Below are 17,292 nucleotides of genomic sequence, written 5' to 3' on the forward strand. Positions count from 1 at the left end.
GTCGGCGTGGCGGGGGCGCTCATGGGCTCGGGCTCGGCGGTCGCCTCACTCGGCGTGCCGCGGACCGTACCGTCCGGATCGAGGAATGCCGGGTTGCCGCCCGGCACCATGCCCAGCTCCCGGGCGCGCCGTTCGAGCGCGCCCGGCGCGGAGTAGGCGTCCACGTCCTGCTGGAGTGCCTGCTGGTCGTCCGTCAGCCCGTCGGTCTTCTTCTCCAGCTTGCTCAGTTCGAACGAGCCTTGGTTGAGCGCCGAATTGAGCATCAGCAGCGTGATGAGACCGGAGCCGAGCAGGACGACGACCAGGAGGACGAAGGGCGTGCGCGCGGCGGCGGTGCCGCCCGAGGGGAACAGCGCCGAGAGGCGTGACCGCCCTCCGCGCGTACGCCCCCGGGCGGTCACGCGATGTCCTCGCGGATGCGTTCGGCGCCGCGCAGCCGCGCCGGCGCCGCCCGCCGGTTCTCGGCGACCTCTTCCTCCGTGGGCAGTTCGGCACCCCGGGTCAGCAGTTTCAGCCGTGGCTGGTACTGCTCGGGCACGACCGGCAGGCCGGGCGGAGCGGTGTTGGCGGCGCCGGCCGCGAAGACCTGCTTGACGATCCGGTCCTCCAGCGACTGGTACGAGAGGACAGCGATCCGCCCGCCGACCGCCAGCGCCTTCACCGCGGCCGGTACGGCCCGCTCCACGCTGGCCAGTTCGCCGTTGACCTCGATGCGCAGGGCCTGGAACGTGCGCTTGGCGGGATTGCCGCCGTGCCGCTTGGCGGCCTGCGGCAGCGCGTCACGGATCAGTTCGACCAGCCGCGCACTGGTGCGGAACGGCTCCTTGGCGCGCTCGCGTACGACCGCCTCGACGATCCGCTTGGCCTGCTTCTCCTCCCCGTAGGAGCGCAGGATCCGGACGAGTTCACCGGGTGCGTAGGTGTTGAGGACGTCGGCGGCGCTGATGCCGGTCGTCTGGTCCATCCGCATGTCCAGCGGCGCGTCCTGGGCGTAGGCGAAGCCGCGGTCGGCCTCGTCGAGCTGCATGGAGGAGACGCCGAGATCGAACAGGACACCCTGGACGCGCGGCAGCGCGAGGCGTTCCAGGACGTCGGGAAGTTCGTCGTAGACCGCGTGCACCAGGGTGGCGCGCTCGCCGAAGGGGGCCAGCCGCTCCCCCGCGAGCCGCAGCGCCGACGTGTCGCGGTCGAGCGCGACGAGCCGGGCCGAGGGGAAGGTCGAGAGCAGTGCCTCGCTGTGTCCGCCGAGGCCGAGCGTGCAGTCGACGACGACCGCGCCGGGCTCGGCGAGCGCGGGGGCGAGCATGTCCAGGCAGCGCCTGAGCATGACGGGCACGTGGCGAGTGTTGCTGCTCATGCGCCGACCTCGCTTCGCTCGGTGGGCCCGCGTCCGCAGAGGGCGCACCTCATTCTGATTCGCTCGCTGCGCTCGCTCATATGCCTTCCGATGGGTGAGCGGCAGGAGGGGTTCCCCGGCCGCTGGCGGGGGATGTGCCGCACGTACCGCTTGGTCCCCGCCCGCTCTGAAGGGGAAGTGGCCCTCCGGCGACGGGGAAGTGACGTCGGAAGGCCGGTGGAGCGGGAGGAGGCCGAGCCGTACGTGCGGTGTGCACGCGAGGGGTTCGGGATCCAAGGAGAGCGTCACGCCTCCCACTTCGCGCCACTTTAGTCCACCGCCCGCCCCGGTCAATCAACCGGTTCCGCGCGTCCCATGGCGGCTTTTCCGCCCGCCTCTCACCCGGACGGCGGCACGGTAACGGTCCATGTCGATTACGTCACAAGGATCAATGTCGTCCCCTATGCCCGTCCTCACATGCAGCCGGATCGGGCGCCGCCTATTACGGTGACTTCATGCCCATATCTGCATCGCAGCCGCTGCCCCCGTCCGCCGACGGCGTCGCCACTCCTGCCGGCGGCACCGTCACCGACCGTCTCGTCGATGCAAACGCGCACTACGCCTCCGCCTTCACCGACCCCGGAATGGACGCCAGGCCGGTTCTCAAGGTCGCCGTGGTGGCCTGCATGGACGCCCGGCTCGACCTGCACGACGCGCTGGGACTCGAACTCGGTGACTGCCACACCATCCGCAATGCCGGCGGTGTGGTCACCGATGACATCATCCGGTCCCTGACCATCAGCCAGCGCGCCCTGGGCACCCGTTCGGTGGTGCTCATCCACCACACCGGCTGCGGCCTGCTGAGCCTCACCGAGGACTTCCGCCACGAGCTGGCGGCCGAGGTCGGGCAGCGGCCCACCTGGGCCGTCGAGGCGTTCAAGGACCTCGACGAGGACGTGCGGCAGTCCATGGAGCGGGTGCGTACCTCACCGTTCCTGCTGCACAAGGACGATGTCCGAGGCTTCGTCTTCGATGTCACCACCGGCCTGCTGCGGGAGATCGACCCGCAGCGCTGACCTCCGGCGGAATGCCGGGTGCGGGCGGCGTCCCGTGCCCGGCTGCGTGCCGTCCGTACCGTTCCGGTGCGCCGTTGTTTCGGATGACTCGCATGGCGCGGGTGGCCGGAACGGCGGGCAGAGTCGGGAGGGTCGGGACATAACGCCGTCAGTTATCCACAGCCCATGACGCGAAGCGCCATCGACGGTGAGAATGCCTGAGTGACGTCGTCGCGGCCGTGGCCGGGCACGACGCCGCATACGGGGTGGGCCGGGTCCGTACGGAGGGCGCCGGCCCGGACATGGGTATCCCCCCGCTTCACCGGAGCGCGGGGAAGGGCCGAGGAGGGCCGGTGACGACGTATGACGAGCGAGCGAGCCTCGTTGATCTGACCACCACAGCTGAGCGGGTTCACCGTTCGGTCGAGGGAGTCATCGAAGGCAAGCCTGAGGTCGTACGGCTCGCGCTGACCGTGCTGCTCGCCGAGGGGCATCTGCTCATCGAGGACGTGCCGGGCGTCGGCAAGACGATGCTGGCCAAGGCGCTGGCCCGGTCCATCGACTGCTCGGTCCGGCGGATCCAGTTCACGCCGGATCTGCTGCCGTCCGACATCACCGGCGTCAGCATCTTCGACCAGCAGCGCCGCGACTTCGAGTTCAAGCCCGGCGCGATCTTCGCCCAGATCGTGATCGGCGACGAGATCAACCGCGCTTCGCCCAAGACCCAGTCCGCGCTGCTGGAGTCGATGGAGGAGCGGCAGGTCACGATGGACGGGCAGACCTACGAGCTGCCCAGCCCCTTCATGGTGGTCGCCACCCAGAACCCGGTGGAGATGGAGGGCACCTACCCCCTCCCGGAGGCGCAGCGGGACCGCTTCATGGCGCGGGTGTCCATCGGCTACCCGAGCCCGGCCGCCGAGCTGCAGATGCTGGACGTGCACGGCGGCGCCTCCCCCCTGGACACGCTCCGGCCGGTGGCGGACGCCCAGGACATCGTGGCCCTGATCGACGCGGTGCGGACGGTCCATGTCGCCGAGGCGGTGCGGAGATACGCCGTGGACCTGGTGGCAGCCACCCGCAGTCACGCGGAGCTGCGGCTCGGCGCCTCGCCGCGGGCGACGCTGCATCTGCTGCGCGCGGCGAAGGCCGCGGCGGCGCTGGGCGGGCGGGAGTACGCGCTGCCGGACGACGTGCAGTCGCTGGCCGTCCCGGTCCTCGCGCACCGCCTGCTGCCCAGCTCCCAGGCGCAGCTGAACCGCAGGACGGCCGAGCAGATCGTGCTGGAGATCCTGCACCGCACCCCGGTCCCCGATCCGTCGGCCAGGCAATGGCCCCCGGACACCGACCGGCAGCCGCCCGGCGTCCGGGGGCTGTGATGTCCGGCGGGGGCAGTGCGGGGACACCGGAGCCCGGCGGTCTGCGGGCCGCCTTCGGGGGTTTGACGACCCGTGGCCGGTCGTTCCTGGCCGCCGGTATCGCGGCCGCGGTGTGCTCCTACCTCCTGGGACAGGCGGACCTGCTGCGTGTGGGGCTGCTGCTGGCGGCGCTGCCGCTGGTGTGCGTCCTGGTGCTGCACCGCACCCGTTACCGCGTCGCGGGCAGCCGTACGCTCGCCCCCGCCCGGGTGCCCACCGCCGTCGCCTCGCGCGTGGGACTGCGCGTCGAGAACATCTCGCGGCTGCCCACCGGCGTGCTGATGCTCCAGGACCGGGTGCCCTACGTCCTGGGGCCGCGGCCCCGCTTCGTGCTGGACCGGGTGGAGGCCGGCGGCTGCCGTGAGGTGTCCTACCGCGTCCGCTCCGACCTGCGCGGCCGCTACCCCCTGGGGCCGCTGCAGCTGCGGCTGTCCGACCCGTTCGGGATGTGCGAGCTGACCAGTTCCTTCAGCACGTCGGACACCCTGACCGTGGTGCCGCGCATCGAGCCGCTGCCATCGATCCGGCTGACGGGCGAGACGCCCGGGTACGGCGACGGCAGACAGCGCTCGCTGGCCCTGGCAGGCGACGACGACATCATCCCGCGCGGCTACCGCCACGGCGACGACCTGCGCCGGGTCCACTGGCGGTCCACCGCGCGCCACGGCGAACTGATGGTGCGCCGGGAGGAGCAGCCGCAGAAGACCCGCTGCACGATCCTGCTCGACACCCGACGGGCGGCCCATCAGGGAAGCGGCCCCGATTCGGCGTTCGAATGGGCGGTCTCCGGCGTCGCCTCCACGGCCGTACATCTGCTGGAACGCGGCTTCTCCGTCCGGCTGCTGACCGACACGGGCACCTCGGTGCCGGGCACCGAGAGGGCCGGCGGTTTCGCGGGCGGCGCGGAATCCGCCGACGCCGGCCTGCTCCTGGACACCCTCGCCATGGTGGAGCACTCCGAGGAGGAGGACCTGTCCCCGGCGTACGAGGCGCTGCGCGCCGGCCAGGAGGGGCTGCTCATCGGGTTCTTCGGCGATCTGGACGCACGGCAGGTGGCGGTGGCCGGCCGGATGCGGCAGCGCAGCGGCGCGGCCGTCGCGTTCGTGCTGGACGGCGACGCATGGACGCAGGGGCCGGCCGGTTCCGGGTACCCCGCTGCCCGGGTGCGGTTGGCCAACCGCCTGCGGATGCTCCGTGAGGCAGGCTGGGCGGCCCTCCCGGTGACACCCGGCACCGCCATGCCCGACCTGTGGCGCTCAACCGACCGCGCGGGCGGCATACCTCCGGACGACCCGGCAGCGGGGGCCGCGACGGGCCCCGCGGACCACAGCACGGCAGGCACGGCAACGGGGGCGGGGAGCGGGGCATGAACAGGCGGGGAAGCAGCGGGCGCACGGGCCTCCGGTACGGCGGGCAGGCGCACGGGCGACGGAACGGCTCGGCGTGCGGCGCGCGGAGCGGCCGGGGCGCGAGGGACGGCCGACGCGGCCCGGGGAGGGCCGGCGCCCGGCCCGGCACGGTCGGTGCGGACGGCCGGGACGGCGGGCCGGGCGGCTGCCGGGTGCGCGGTGCGGGGCGCCGGAGCACTGCGCGGCGCGGTGCAGCGCAGCGGAGCGAGGCCCGGTCATGAGCGGCAGGGTGCGGCTGGCGCTGTGCGCGGCGGTGGCGACACTGTGCGCGTCCTGCGCGCTGCTGCCGCTGGCCGATCCGGTCACGTGGATGATCCAGGCGGCGGTCCTGCTGGCGCTCGTGACCGGTGTGGGGGCGGCGGCCCGCCGGGTACCGCTGGCCCGGCCGCTGACCATCGCGGCGCAGGCCGGGGTGGGGGTGCTGCTGCTGACCCTGCTGTTCGCCCGCGACCAGGCGATTGCCGGGGTCCTGCCGGGCCCGGACGCGGTGGCGGAGTTCGTGCGGCTGGTGGAGTCCGGTGTCAGGGATGTGGGCCGGTATGCCATCCCGGCCCCGGTGACGCCGGGTATCCGGCTGCTTCTGGTCGGCGGCGTCCTGCTCATCGGGCTGGTGGTGGACGCTCTGGCGGTCACCTACCGCAGTGCGGCGCCCGCCGGGCTGCCGCTGCTCGCGCTGTATTCGGTGGCGGCCGGACTGGCCCGGGACAGCGCCGGCTGGCTGTGGTTCCTCGCCGCGGCGGGCGGCTATCTGCTGCTGCTCCTCGCCGAGGGCCGCGACCGGCTGTCCCAGTGGGGCCGGGTGTTCGGCGGCCCGAGCCCGGCCCGTTCACGTCTCGGTGTGTCCGGATTCGGGGCCGCGGCCGGCGGCCCCACCCCGGCCCCGATCCGTACCGGCCGCCGGATCGGCGTCCTGGTGCTGGGCATCGCCCTGGTCGTGCCGGCCGCCCTGCCCTCGCTCGGCGGCGGGCTGCTCGGCCCGTCCGGCGGCGCCGACGGCCCCGGTGGCAAGGGCGGCACGATCTCCGCCGTGAACCCGCTCGTCTCACTGCAGAACAGCCTGAACCAGCCGGAGGACAAGGAAGTCCTCAACTACCGCACCACCGCGAGCGACACCCGCGACATGTACCTGCGGATCGTGGCCCTCGACCAGTTCGACGGCACGGCCTGGAAACCGTCCGAGCACACGGTCATGGACGTACCGGACGAGCTGCCCCGCCCTCCGGGTCTTGCCGACGACGTGGCCGCCACCCGCGTGAACACCTCGATATCGACCGCCGAGTGGTACGCCCAGAACTGGCTGCCTCTCCCCTACCCCGCCTCCCGTGTCGACATCTCCGGGCAGTGGCGCTTCGAGCCGGAGGGCCGCACTCTCGTCGGCGACCGCGGCCAGACCACCCGCGGCATCCAGTACCAGGTGGAGAGCCTGCGGGTCCGGCCGACGGCGCAGCAGCTGGCTTCCGCACCGCCGCCCCCCGAGAAGCTGCGGCGCGAGTTCACGAAGGTGCCGGCTTCACTGCCCGGAGTGGTGGGGGCGACGGCCCGGCAGGTGACCCGGGACGCGGTCTCCCCGTACGACAAGGCCGTCAAGCTGCAGGACTGGTTCGCCCTGGACGGCGGCTTCAGCTACGACACCGAGGTCCGGGCGGGCAGCGGCTCCGAAGCCATCGCCCGTTTTCTGAAGGAGAAGGAGGGCTTCTGCGTCCACTTCGCGTTCTCGATGGCCGCGATGGCGCGCACCCTCGGCATACCCTCCCGGGTGGCGGTCGGTTTCACCCCGGGCACCCGGCAGCCCGACGGCACGACATCGGTCGGTCTCAAGGACGCACACGCCTGGCCTGAGCTGTATTTCGAGGGCGCCGGATGGACCCGTTTCGAGCCGACGCCGAGCCGCGGCAGCGTCCCCGAGTACACCCTCCCCGACAACCCGCGCCATACCGGCCCGGCCACCCCGGCCCCGGGGACGTCGCATTCCGCCGCACCGTCGGACGGTCCGTCGGCGGGCCCGACCTGCGCCTCCGGCCGACAGCAGGGATCCACCGACTGTGCGGCGCTGCCCGCGGAGTCGGGCGGCGGCCCGTCGGACGGCGGCCCGTCCCCCTGGACCGTCGCGATCCTCGCGGTTGCCGCCCTGCTGGTCCTGCTGCTCCCCGCGATCCCTCTGCTGTGGCGGGCCCGGATACGCAGGCGCCGGCTGGGCAGGGGCAGGGGCGCCGACGTCCTCACAGCCTGGAGCGAGCTGATCGACACCGGCTGGGACTTCGGGATCCCGCCGGACAGCGCCCTCACTCCCCGCGGAACGGCCACCCGGCTGGCGCGCGTCGGCGGGCTCCCGCCGGAGGCCGCGGACGCCGCCCACCGGATGGCCGCCGCGGTCGAAGAGGCCCTGTATGCCCCGCGCCCCCGCTCCGTACCGGCACCGGCCACGGACGTGCAACTGGTCCGCGCCGGCCTGCACTCCCGCGCCTCCCATACCCAGCGGCTGCGCGCCCGTTTCGCCCCCCGCTCAGCCGCCCGGCTGCTGTGGTCCCTCACCGCCCGCTGGACGGCCTTCCGCCTCCGCTGCACCACCAGCCGCCCGGCGACCGCATCCCGACGCGCGGCGGCATCCCTGCGACCGGGAGGGCGCGGGGCCTAGTACGGGCGGACGGCAAGCAAGCAGAGAGGCCCCGCGGCACACGGGGCCTCCGGGGGCCATCACCCGAGACATGCCCGGCTATCTGTGGACACCGTGCCACTCGGCACCCGCTGATTCCTGCCCGGCGCGGAGGGCCGGAATGGCTCGCTGTGCCGGAATCCGCTTCGTCGACGGAACGCGGCCGCGGACGACCCGACCGTTCCGTGCATGGAACAAGTCCGTGGACCGGCCGAGCCCGTGGACCGGCGAAGGCACCCGTGGGCCGACCAAGAAGGTGGAACCGCAAAGCCGACAGACCGGCCCGAGTTGACGGGCCGGTCTGTCGGCTCGATATCGCCGGACTGATCCGGGCGCTGTGCACGGCGCCGGTCGGCGGCCCCGAGTCGGTCCGTCCGCAAAGGCTCCGCGCAGAAAAACTCGGCGTACGTGCAGACAGCGTGCTGCAGAGGAAGCTCGGCGAGGGGGCGTGCAAGGTCAGGCGGAGACGGGGGCCTTCAGTGGCCTTGTTCGTCCCGGCGGCGCTGCCAGCGGTCCTCGATGCGGTTCATCATCGAGCGCCGTGCCCTGGACTGCCGCGCGGCCGCTCCGCCTGCTTTACCCGGAGCCGCACCGGACTTCTGCTCACCCGGTTTCGGTGCCTTGCGCCACCCGGTGACGGCCAGCACCGCGCATCCGAGCATCACGAGGAAGCCCACCACGCTGATCCAGATCTGCTGCGCGACCATGCCGGCCATGAGCAGGCCGATACCGACCAGGAAGCCCACGACCGCTTGGTAGACCCGTCGCCGGGTGTACGTACGCAGCCCGCTTCCTTCAAGCGCTGTCGCGAACTTGGGATCTTCGGCGTACAGCGCTCGCTCCATTTGCTCGAGCATGCGCTGCTCGTGCTCCGAGAGCGGCACGGAGTCCTCCTACTCGTCGGTCGCGGGGGGCGACCGGGTGCGACCCTTTCAGGATAGGCAGGGAATCGCCCCCGTGAAACCCGCCCCTCTGCGCCAGTCCACTGTCCGGGCCGCCAGGGCGGCCGGTGGTGATGCTGCCTGCATTCCCCACCCGCCTATCCGTCATGCCGGAACGTCGTACCTCGATCATACGGGGCGAAGGGGCTGATCGGGTGGCCGGTGGCCGACTGCGCCCGGCAGTCGGCCACACCGCGGAAAATCAGCCGCGCTCGGCGAGGACGTGCAGCTGGGTGGCGACGGAGTGGAATGCGGGCTGCTCCGCGGCGGCCGCTTCGAGCTTCAGCAGCGCCTCCATGGCACCCGGCTCGGTGTCGACGAGCACGCCGGGGACCAGGTCGGCGAAGACCCGCACGCCATGCACCGCGCCGACCTCCAGGCCGGCATCGGTGACCAGGCCGGAGAGCTGTTCCGCGGTGAACCTGCGGGGCACCGGGTCACCGTCGCCCCAACGTCCCGAGGGGTCGGTGAGCGCCTGGCGGGCCTCGTTGAAGTGGCCGGCCAGGGCGCGCGCCAGGACGGCGCCGCCGAGGCCGGCGGCGAGCAGGCTGAGGGTGCCGGCCGGACGCAGCGCGGCGACGACGTTCCGCAGGCCCTCCGCCGGGTCGTCGACGTACTCCAGCACGCCGTGGCACAGCACGGCGTCGTAGCCGCCGCGGTCGACGACGTCGAAGAGGCCGTGGGCGTCGCCCTGGACCGCACGCACCCGGTCGGCGACGCCGGCCTCCGCGGCCCGGCGTTCCAGGGCGAACAGGGCGTTGGGGCTCGGGTCGACGACGGTGACGCGGTGACCGAGGCGGGCCACCGGCACGGCGAAGTTGCCGGTGCCGCCTCCGGTGTCGAGCACGTCCAGGGCCTCGCGCCCGGCGGCCTCGGCCCGGCGCTCCAGGGCGTCCTTGAGAACCTCCCAGACCACGGCGGTACGAAGGGATGCGCGCGGGCGCAGCGGATCAGACACGGCGGGTGGCTCCTCGGCGGGGGCATGAACATCTAGGCGCCCACCACCCTATTGCGTCCCACGCACTGCGCAGCCTGGGGCGCCTCCCGACCGTCATCCCGGTGGGCACCGCCTCCTCACGAGCGCCGATCGTCCGCCCTGGGGTTCGCAGGCGCCCCCACCGGCCCGGCGGGGGCGCGGGGACAGCCGCTCCCTGCGCCCGAGCGGCGGCACGCGCCCGCGGGCGGGAGCAACGGAAACAGAGGCCAGGCCCCAGGAACTCTTGAAGCCGCAGTCACCCCGCCCGCTGAGGCGGCAGTGACGGCTGTATCAGCAGCATCCGTTCCACCAGGCGCAGGAACATGCCGGCGTCGCGGAGCAGGTCGTCGGCGTCGCGGCGGCTGGCCGCGCCGGTTATACCGGCCTCGGCCTTGGCGCGGCGGCCGGCGCCCGCGGCGAACAGGGCGCTCCACTCGGCGAGTTCGGGCGCGACCTCCGGAAGCACTTCCCATGCGCTGCGGATGCGCCGACGGCGGCGGAGCGTGGCCTCCGGCCTGCCGCGGACGGCCAGCACGGCGGCTGCGGTGCGCAGTGCGGCGAGATGCGCGGCGGCGAAGCACTCGTTGGGGGTTTCCAGGGTTTCTGCCTCCGCGAGGCCCTGCTGGGCCTGGGTGAGCAGGTTCAGGGCGGCGGGTGGAGCGGCCGCGCGCCGCAGGACGGGGTGGACATCTCTCGGGGGACCGTACGCAGCGGAGCTGCCCGTGACGGGTCGAGCTGCCATGACGAACCTCCTGTCGTCGCAAAACGGTTCGGAACCGTCTGACCCCATCGTGAAGGACACCACTGACAAACGGCCCTGACCTGCATTTTTCGCCGGTCAGAGCAGCGGAAGGGAGGCGGGGGCCGGGCAAGGCAGCAGAAGGAAGGCGGGGAGAGATCCGGCGGTCATCGACGACGCTGCAACGGAAGGCGGCGGCCGCCGCGCCGACCACCGAGGTGCATACCCCCGGCCGCCGACGAGCATCTGCGCGAACGCGCCCTGTTGCAGGGCGCGTTCGGCCCCGAACCCGCTGCACACGGACCTCGGGGCCTCCGTACGCGATCTGGAGCGCCTGGAAGCGCTGCGGCTTTCGGTGGCGTCGGCCCTGGCCGGCAGCCCCCGGCTACCGGTCGTCGACGACACCGGCCTGAAAGCTCTCCGACGGTGAACGGGCATAATTCTGGGGCCTGTTGTGCGGCCTTTCCACAGCCGACACCGCCACTCAACCGGAGGGCTCCGGCGATGGGCGCCTCTTCCGGGCGGGCGGGGGCCTCCGGGTGGCGGTGCGGGACCTGTATCCGGAGCTGAGCCTGTGAGCGCGGCACCTGCCCGGACCGGCACAATCACCCTCATGGACAGTTCCCCCACGCGCCGCGACGCCACCCGGCGCAAGCTCTTCGAAGCCGCGGTCACGCTCATCGCCGAACAGGGCTTCTCCTCCACCACCGTGGATGAGATCGCCGAGCGTGCCGGGGTCGCGAAGGGCACGGTCTACTACAACTTCGCGAGCAAGAACGTGCTCTTCGAGGAACTGCTGCGGCACGGCATCGAGCTGCTGGCGACCTCGTTGCAGGCGGCGGCCGACGAGGTGGCGGACCGGGGAGGTACCAGGATCGACGCCTTGGATGCGATGATCCGGGCCGGTCTGGACTTCATCTCCCGTTACCCGGCGCTCACCCAGCTCTACGTCGCCGAGCTGTGGCGCACCAACCGCGCCTGGCAGTCCACCTTGCTGGTGGTGCGGGAGCGGGCCGTCGCCGTCGTGGAGGGTGTGCTGCGGGAGGCGGTCGGCAGCGGGGAGCTGAGCGAGGAGATCGACGTCCCGCTCACCGCGTCGGCACTGTTCGGCATGGTGCTGGTGGCGGCGCTCGACTGGCAGTCGTACCAGCCGGACCGGTCGATCGACGAGGTGCACGCCGCACTGTCGCGGCTGCTCCAGGGGCGGGTCAGCGGCCGCCCGGCCTGAATTCGCCGTCCTCCTCGCCGAAATCCGGACTGCCTCCTGACGGTCCGGAAGTCCTGCCGGCCAGGAGGGCGGGCGGAAAAGCGCGCGGCCCTGGCGCGGATCGTTCCCCCATCGATCCGACCAGGACAGCGCTTCCCCCGTGCTCCCCCGTATCCCCCGTGCTTCCCCCGTACTTTCCCCCGTCACGTCCGGGATGCCGCGCCGTACCGCCGCCCCGTGCCGGCGGTGCGGCGCCGCGTCCCTTCGGTGATCTCTACTTTGTCGTCCGGGCAGGTCGCGGCCCATCCGCGTATCTACTCATCTCGGCGTCTGAGTACGTGTACTCACGCGTGAGCACCTGCCCCCAGCGCTGCCCTACGATCGTCGGCATGTCCGTACTTCCCTTGGTCTTCACCAGTGGTTGGGCCAGCGGGATCAACGCCTACGCCGTCGTTCTGCTCTTCGGCCTGCTCGGCGCTACCGGGGTCACCGATGAGGTGCCCGCGGCGCTGCAGCGCCCCGATGTGCTGATCGTCGCGGGGGTGCTGTTCCTCTGCGAGGCCGTCGCCGACAAGGTCCCTTACGTGGACTCCGTCTGGGATGCCGTGCACACGGTGATCAGGCCGGTCGCGGGCGCCGTCGTGGCGGCGCTGCTGGCCGGGCACAACGGCTCGCTGCCCGAGCTGGCCGCGGGCGCCGTGGGCGGCTCCACGGCGCTGCTGAGCCATGTGGTCAAGGCGGGGACGCGGATCGCGGTCAACACCTCGCCCGAGCCGGCGAGCAACATCGTGCTGAGCCTCGCCGAGGACCTGGGCGTCGCCGGGCTCATCGCGTTCGCCGTCTTCCATCCGGTGGCCGCGGCGGTCATCGCCGGCCTGCTGCTGGCCGGCGGTATCGCGGTGGTGGTGCTCCTCTGGTCGCGGATCCGCCGGTACCTGCGCCGCAGGCGTCAGCGGCGCGAGGAGAAACGGCAGGTGGCCGCGGGCGGGGCGGCGGCCGCGCCGCGCTGAGGCGGCCGTGCCGGGCGTCCGGCGGCTGCGGTTCGGGTGTTGTCAGTGGGCCCGGATAAAGTCGCAGGCATGGCACGGATTGCGGTGATCGGCGCCGGGATGGGCGCGATGGCGGCCGCTGCCCGGCTGGCCGTCGCGGGCCACCGGGTGGCGGTGTACGAACGCGGCGCGACGTACGGCGGCGCGGTGCGGCGTATCGAGCGGGACGGCTTCGGCTTCGACACCGGCCCGGCCCTGCTGCATCTGCCCGCGGTCTACCGCGACCTGTTCATCAAGACCGGGCGGCAGCCGCTGGAGAGCTGCGTCGAGCTGACGCAGGTCGATCCGGCGAGCCGTCATGTCTTCGCCGACGGCACGGCCGTGTCGCTGCCGAACGCCTCACGGGCCGGGGTGGTCGCGGCACTTGACGGCGCGCTGGGCGCCGGTGCCGGAGAACGCTGGAGCGCGCTGGTCAACCGCGCCAGGGAAGCCTGGGACACCACCCGCAGGCCGCTCCTGGAGGAGCCGCTGCGGGCGGACTGGCAGGTGCTCGGGCGCGACCCGTATCCGGCGGTGCGGCGGCGCGGGCTGTTCGGGCGGGGCAAGGGCCCGACGACCGCCACCCTGGCCGAGACCGCCCGCAGGGAACTGGCCGATCCTCGACTGATCGCGCTCCTGGAGAGCCACGCGACGGCCTACGGCTACGACCCGCGCAGCGCACCGGCGAGCGCCACCGTGCTGCCCTACATGGAGCAGACGTTCGGGAGCTGGTATCCGTCCGGCGGGATGCGGGCGCTCGCGGACGCCCTGTATGCGCGTTGCGTCGAGCGCAAGGTCGAGTTCACCTTCGGCGCCGAGGCCACCCGGATCGTCGAGAAGGACGGCCGGGCCGCGGGTGTCGGACTGGCCGAAGGCCGGGTGGCAGAGGCGGACTTCGTGGTCGCGGGGATCGCGCCCGCGCTGCTGGGGCCGATGCTGCGAGGCGGGCTGCCGTGGGGCGCGGACGACGTCGCTCCCGAGCCGCAGGCCGGGCGCGCCCCGGCCCGGATGACGGTGGCTCTCGCGCTGCGCGGGCCGCGGCCGCAGGACGCCGTGCACCGGACGGTGGTGCACACCGACGACCGGGCAGCGGAGCTGGCGGCGGTGTTCGACGGCGGGGCGGCGGGCGCCGCGCGGCCGACGGTGACGGTCCTGCGCCCCGATGATCCCGCCTCCCGGCCCGACGACGGCCATGAGGCGGTGACGCTGACCGCCGTGGTCGCGCCGCCGGGCCCGGACGGGGCGGCGGCCGACGCGGATGCGGTGGCCGACCGGATGACGGAGCTGGCCGAGGCCGCCGTGCCGGGCCTGCGGGAGCGGATGCGGTGGCGCGAGGTGCTGCCGCCCTCCGAGGACGCCCTGGTGCCGGGGCCCGCGCTGGCCGGCGCCTCGGGGCGCTTTCTGCGGCCCGCCAACCGCACGCGGATACCCGGCCTCTACGCCGTCGGCGGCTGGTCGCATCCGGGCGGCGGGCTCGCGCACGCCGGGATGTCGGGCGCCGTCGTCGCCGGACTGATCGTCAACGGCGACGACTGGCAGGGCTCGACGTGAGGCGCCCGGCAGATGAAGTGGCCGGGCGCAGCCGTCAGTAGCGGTACTGCCCGTCGTGGCCCTGCTGCTGGTAGGGCGGGTACGGCGGCTGCTCGGCCGGGAGCTGGCCGTCGCGCTGCTGCGGCACCCACACGCCCCCTGGCGGGGTGTCGCCGTACGCCTGCGCGGAGGGGTCGTAGGGCGGGGTGCCGTACGCCTGGGAGCCGTAGGGGTCGTGCTGCTCGTAGGGCGCGTACTGCGCCGGGTACTGCTGGGCGCCGGTGTACGGGTCGGAGTAGGGCGCCTGCCCCTGGTGGTCGCCGTAGGAAGCGTAGGGATCGGCGTAGGCGTCCTGGGCGCCGGACCGGTCGCCGTAACCGCCGCCGTGGCCATAGGAGTTGGGGTCCGTCGCCCCCTGGCCTTCGGCCGTGGCATAGGCGCCGTAGCCGGGCGGTGCGGTGCGGGCGTCGGGGCTGTAGATGCCGTACTGGCCGGTCTCGTCGGGCAGCGGCTGCGGGGCGTAGACGGCGGTCGCGTCCTGGGCGAAGGTGCCCTGCCCGGCGAACGTCTGCTCCGGGTAGCCGCCTTGGGGCGGGTAGCCGTGTCCGGCGCCGTAGTCGTCCTGCCCGCCGTAGCCCGCCTGGCCGTCGTAGCCGCTCTGTCCGCCGTAGCCGCCCTGGGTGGCGTACGCGTCCTGCGTGTTGCCGTATGTGTCCTGGGTGCCGTACGGGGCCTGGGAGTCGCCGTACGGGCCCTGTGGGTAGGGCTGGTGCGCGGGGGTGTCGGGTGCGTCGTCGTCGGGAGCGTCGGGGAGCGGTACCGCTTCGAGGCCGGAGACCTCCAGGTTCGGCTCGGCGGCCGGTGGTGTGGCGCCGCCGGACCTGGCCCGGCGCCGGCGGTTCTCCCGCGGCTTGCGCAGCGACCAGCCGGTGGTGAAGCCGCGGCGGAAGGAGAGCGTCACATACGTCTGCCCGACGGCGAAGGCGATGGCGCCCAGCGCGATCACGATCACCGCCGGGAGGGCGACGCCGATCGTCACACCGAGGAAGCCGGTGAAGGCGAGCAGCCGCCAGCGCAGCCGGGCCTTGTGCTGGAACAGCACCTCGCCCAGCAGCCACAGGGCAACGAAGCCGAATGCGATGTAGAGGACCGCCCAGCCCATATACGCCCCTCTTCCGCCGCACCGCGGCCACCGTGATCAAGGCCGCTGGTGCAGCCCCAGATTTTCGTAGATTTCCAGGGTCGCCGTGGAGTGATTGAGGGTGATGAAGTGCAACCCGGGCACGTCCTCGGCGGTCAAGCGCGCGCACAGTTCCGTGGCGTACTCGATGCCAATGGAGCGTACAGCCGCCGGGTCGTCCTTGACCGCCACGATGCGGTCCGCGAGCTCGGGCGGGAAGGCCGCGTTGCTGAGCTGCGCGAATCGCTCGATCTGGCGCACGTTCGTGACCGGCATGATCTCCGGAATGATCGGCGTGGAACAGCCGGCCGCGGCGACGCGGTCGCGCAGCCGCAGATAGTCCTCCGGGTAGAAGAACATCTGGGTGATGGCGAAGTCGGCACCCGCCCGGCACTTGTCGACGAAGTGCGCGACGTCCTGGTCCCAGTCCTCGGACCGCGGATGCATCTCGGGGAAGGCGGCGACCCCGACGCAGAAGTCGCCGGACTCCTTGATCAGGCGGACCAGTTCGGCGGCGTAGGTGACGCCCTCGGGGTGGCGTACCCACTCCCCCATCGGGTCGCCCGGCGGGTCGCCGCGCAGCGCGAGCATGTTGCGGATGCCGGCGTCGGCGTACTGGCCGATGATGTTGCGCAGATCGGCCAGGGAGTGGTTGACCGCGGTCAGGTGGGCGACCGGGGTGAGGGTGGTGTCGGTGGCGATCCGTTCGGTGGCGCGGACCGTGCCTTCACGGGAGGTGCCGCCCGCCCCGTACGTCACGGAGACGAAGGTCGGGGCGACGGCCTCGATGCGGCGAATGGCGTTCCACAGCGTCCGCTCGCCCTTCTCCGTCTTCGGGGCGGCGAACTCGAAGGAATACGACCGCTTGCCGGAAGCCAGCAGGTCGCGGACGGTCCGTGCGCGATCAGTCCTGGTGGAAGCTGTACCTAGGGCCATACGGGCAGGTTAACCACCGGCGGGTCGCACACCAACCGATGCGGACGTTATGACCGATTAGCCCCCTTCATGTCCACGGGTTGGACACGACACGGGGCTCCCGCGCCCGCTCAGGCGCCCCAGGTGCGGACGCGCTTGGCGAGGGCTGCGGCGGCGGCACCGGGATCGTCCGCCTCGGTGATCGCGCGGACGACCACGACCCGGCGGGCGCCTGCCGCCAGGGCCTCGTCCAGATTGCCGGCGTCGATCCCGCCGATCGCGAACCAGGGGCGCTCGGGCGCCTGCGCCGCCGCGTAGCGGACGAGGCCGAGACCCGGTGCGTGGCGGCCGGGCGTGGGGGGGGTCGGCCAGCACGGGCCGGTGCAGAAGTAGTCCACACCGGGCTCGGCGAGGGCGGCGTCCACCTCGGCCTCGGCGTGCGTGGAGCGGCCGATCAGGACGTCCGTGCCGAGGATCGCGCGGGCGGCGGGGACGGGCAGGTCGCCCTGTCCGAGGTGCAGCACGGCAGAGCCCGCGGCGTGCGCGACGTCGGCCCGGTCGTTGACCGCGAGCAGCTTGCCGTGCCGGCGGCAGGCGTCGGCGAAGACCTCCAGGTGGCGCAGCTCGTCGGCTGCCTCCATGCCCTTGTCGCGGAGCTGGACGATGTCCACGCCGGAAGCGAGCACCGCGTCCAGGAACTGCGGGAGGTCGCCCTGGCGGGTGCGGGCGTCCGTGCAGAGGTAGAGCCGGGCGTCGGACAGGGCCGTGCGGGCGGTGTTCGTCGCGGTGGTCATCGGGCGGTTCCCCCCGGGGCGGTGGCGTACGGGCCGGGCCCTCCGGCTCGTACGCCACCTTCGGTTGCGGTTACGGATGCGGCTGCGGTGGCTCAGGCGCGGGCGGGCCCGTCG

General features: G+C 73.0%; 15 protein-coding genes. 7 read left to right on the forward strand and 8 right to left on the reverse strand.

From position 1 onward, the window contains the following. Together ftsL and rsmH are read right to left on the reverse strand one after the other, a co-directional pair. Window positions 1-401, reverse strand: a 401-nt coding sequence (gene ftsL, locus LIU39_RS25190; protein ID WP_227049168.1) for a cell division protein FtsL, incomplete at its 3' end; no start/stop codon positions are given. Further along, complete coding sequence (gene rsmH / locus LIU39_RS25195) at window positions 398-1,357, reverse strand: 16S rRNA (cytosine(1402)-N(4))-methyltransferase RsmH (RefSeq protein WP_227049169.1); 960 nt, start codon at window positions 1,355-1,357, stop codon at window positions 398-400. The genes ftsL and rsmH, both read right to left, overlap by 4 nt. 494 nt (window positions 1,358-1,851) lie before the next feature. Between rsmH and LIU39_RS25200 the strand changes: the two genes are divergently transcribed. The 4 genes from LIU39_RS25200 to LIU39_RS25215 all read left to right on the forward strand — a co-directional run bounded on the left by LIU39_RS25200 (window position 1,852) and on the right by LIU39_RS25215 (window position 7,850). Next, window positions 1,852-2,412 (forward strand): beta-class carbonic anhydrase, encoded by a 561-nt coding sequence (locus LIU39_RS25200; protein WP_227049170.1) that lies wholly within the window; start codon window positions 1,852-1,854, stop codon window positions 2,410-2,412. 332 nt (window positions 2,413-2,744) lie between these two features. After that, window positions 2,745-3,767: an AAA family ATPase gene (locus LIU39_RS25205; RefSeq protein ID WP_227049171.1), complete on the forward strand. Its 1,023-nt coding sequence runs from the start codon at window positions 2,745-2,747 to the stop codon at window positions 3,765-3,767. Beyond that, window positions 3,767-5,176 carry a DUF58 domain-containing protein gene (locus LIU39_RS25210; RefSeq protein WP_227049172.1) on the forward strand — a complete coding sequence of 470 codons (1,410 nt, stop codon included), beginning with the start codon at window positions 3,767-3,769 and terminating at the stop codon, window positions 5,174-5,176. Before LIU39_RS25205 ends, LIU39_RS25210 begins: the two co-directional genes overlap by 1 nt. Before the next feature lie 256 nt (window positions 5,177-5,432). Next, complete coding sequence (locus LIU39_RS25215; protein WP_227049173.1) at window positions 5,433-7,850, forward strand: transglutaminase TgpA family protein; 2,418 nt, start codon at window positions 5,433-5,435, stop codon at window positions 7,848-7,850. A 494-nt stretch (window positions 7,851-8,344) separates the two neighbouring features. Here LIU39_RS25215 and LIU39_RS25220 read toward each other — a convergent pair whose 3' ends face one another. The 3 genes from LIU39_RS25220 to LIU39_RS25230 all read right to left on the reverse strand — a co-directional run bounded on the left by LIU39_RS25220 (window position 8,345) and on the right by LIU39_RS25230 (window position 10,527). Beyond that, a complete protein-coding gene (locus tag LIU39_RS25220; RefSeq protein WP_227049174.1) occupies window positions 8,345-8,752 on the reverse strand; it encodes an SCO2097 family morphological protein in 408 nt (135 codons plus the stop codon). A 259-nt stretch (window positions 8,753-9,011) separates the two neighbouring features. Then, complete coding sequence (locus LIU39_RS25225) at window positions 9,012-9,767, reverse strand: methyltransferase (protein WP_227049175.1); 756 nt, start codon at window positions 9,765-9,767, stop codon at window positions 9,012-9,014. A gap of 274 nt (window positions 9,768-10,041) precedes the next feature. After that, window positions 10,042-10,527, reverse strand: coding sequence for an SAV_6107 family HEPN domain-containing protein (locus LIU39_RS25230; protein ID WP_227049176.1), 486 nt, complete (start codon window positions 10,525-10,527; stop codon window positions 10,042-10,044). 610 nt (window positions 10,528-11,137) lie between these two features. Here LIU39_RS25230 and LIU39_RS25240 point away from each other — a divergent pair. The 3 genes from LIU39_RS25240 (at window position 11,138) to LIU39_RS25250 (ending at window position 14,310) form a co-directional block, all read left to right on the forward strand. Beyond that, window positions 11,138-11,752, forward strand: coding sequence for a TetR/AcrR family transcriptional regulator (locus tag LIU39_RS25240; RefSeq protein WP_227049177.1), 615 nt, complete (start codon window positions 11,138-11,140; stop codon window positions 11,750-11,752). A gap of 368 nt (window positions 11,753-12,120) precedes the next feature. Then, window positions 12,121-12,741 (forward strand): DUF4126 domain-containing protein, encoded by a 621-nt coding sequence (locus LIU39_RS25245; RefSeq protein ID WP_227049178.1) that lies wholly within the window; start codon window positions 12,121-12,123, stop codon window positions 12,739-12,741. Window positions 12,742-12,810: 69 nt separating this feature from the next. Then, window positions 12,811-14,310: a phytoene desaturase family protein gene (locus LIU39_RS25250; RefSeq protein WP_227049179.1), complete on the forward strand. Its 1,500-nt coding sequence runs from the start codon at window positions 12,811-12,813 to the stop codon at window positions 14,308-14,310. A 34-nt stretch (window positions 14,311-14,344) separates the two neighbouring features. Here LIU39_RS25250 and LIU39_RS25255 read toward each other — a convergent pair whose 3' ends face one another. The 3 genes from LIU39_RS25255 to thiE form a co-directional block, all read right to left on the reverse strand. Then, window positions 14,345-15,451, reverse strand: a complete 1,107-nt coding sequence (locus LIU39_RS25255) for a DUF1129 domain-containing protein (RefSeq protein WP_227049180.1) — start codon at window positions 15,449-15,451, stop codon at window positions 14,345-14,347. Between the two features lie 36 nt (window positions 15,452-15,487). Beyond that, a complete protein-coding gene (metF, locus tag LIU39_RS25260) occupies window positions 15,488-16,405 on the reverse strand; it encodes a methylenetetrahydrofolate reductase [NAD(P)H] (RefSeq protein WP_227049181.1) in 918 nt (305 codons plus the stop codon). A gap of 110 nt (window positions 16,406-16,515) precedes the next feature. Further along, window positions 16,516-17,178: a thiamine phosphate synthase gene (gene thiE / locus LIU39_RS25265; protein WP_227049182.1), complete on the reverse strand. Its 663-nt coding sequence runs from the start codon at window positions 17,176-17,178 to the stop codon at window positions 16,516-16,518. Window positions 17,179-17,292: the final 114 nt, after the last annotated feature.

Origin of the sequence: Streptomyces pinistramenti, from assembly GCF_020564935.1 — a bacterium.
In the GTDB taxonomy this organism is placed as follows: Bacteria; Actinomycetota; Actinomycetes; order Streptomycetales; family Streptomycetaceae; genus Streptomyces; species Streptomyces pinistramenti.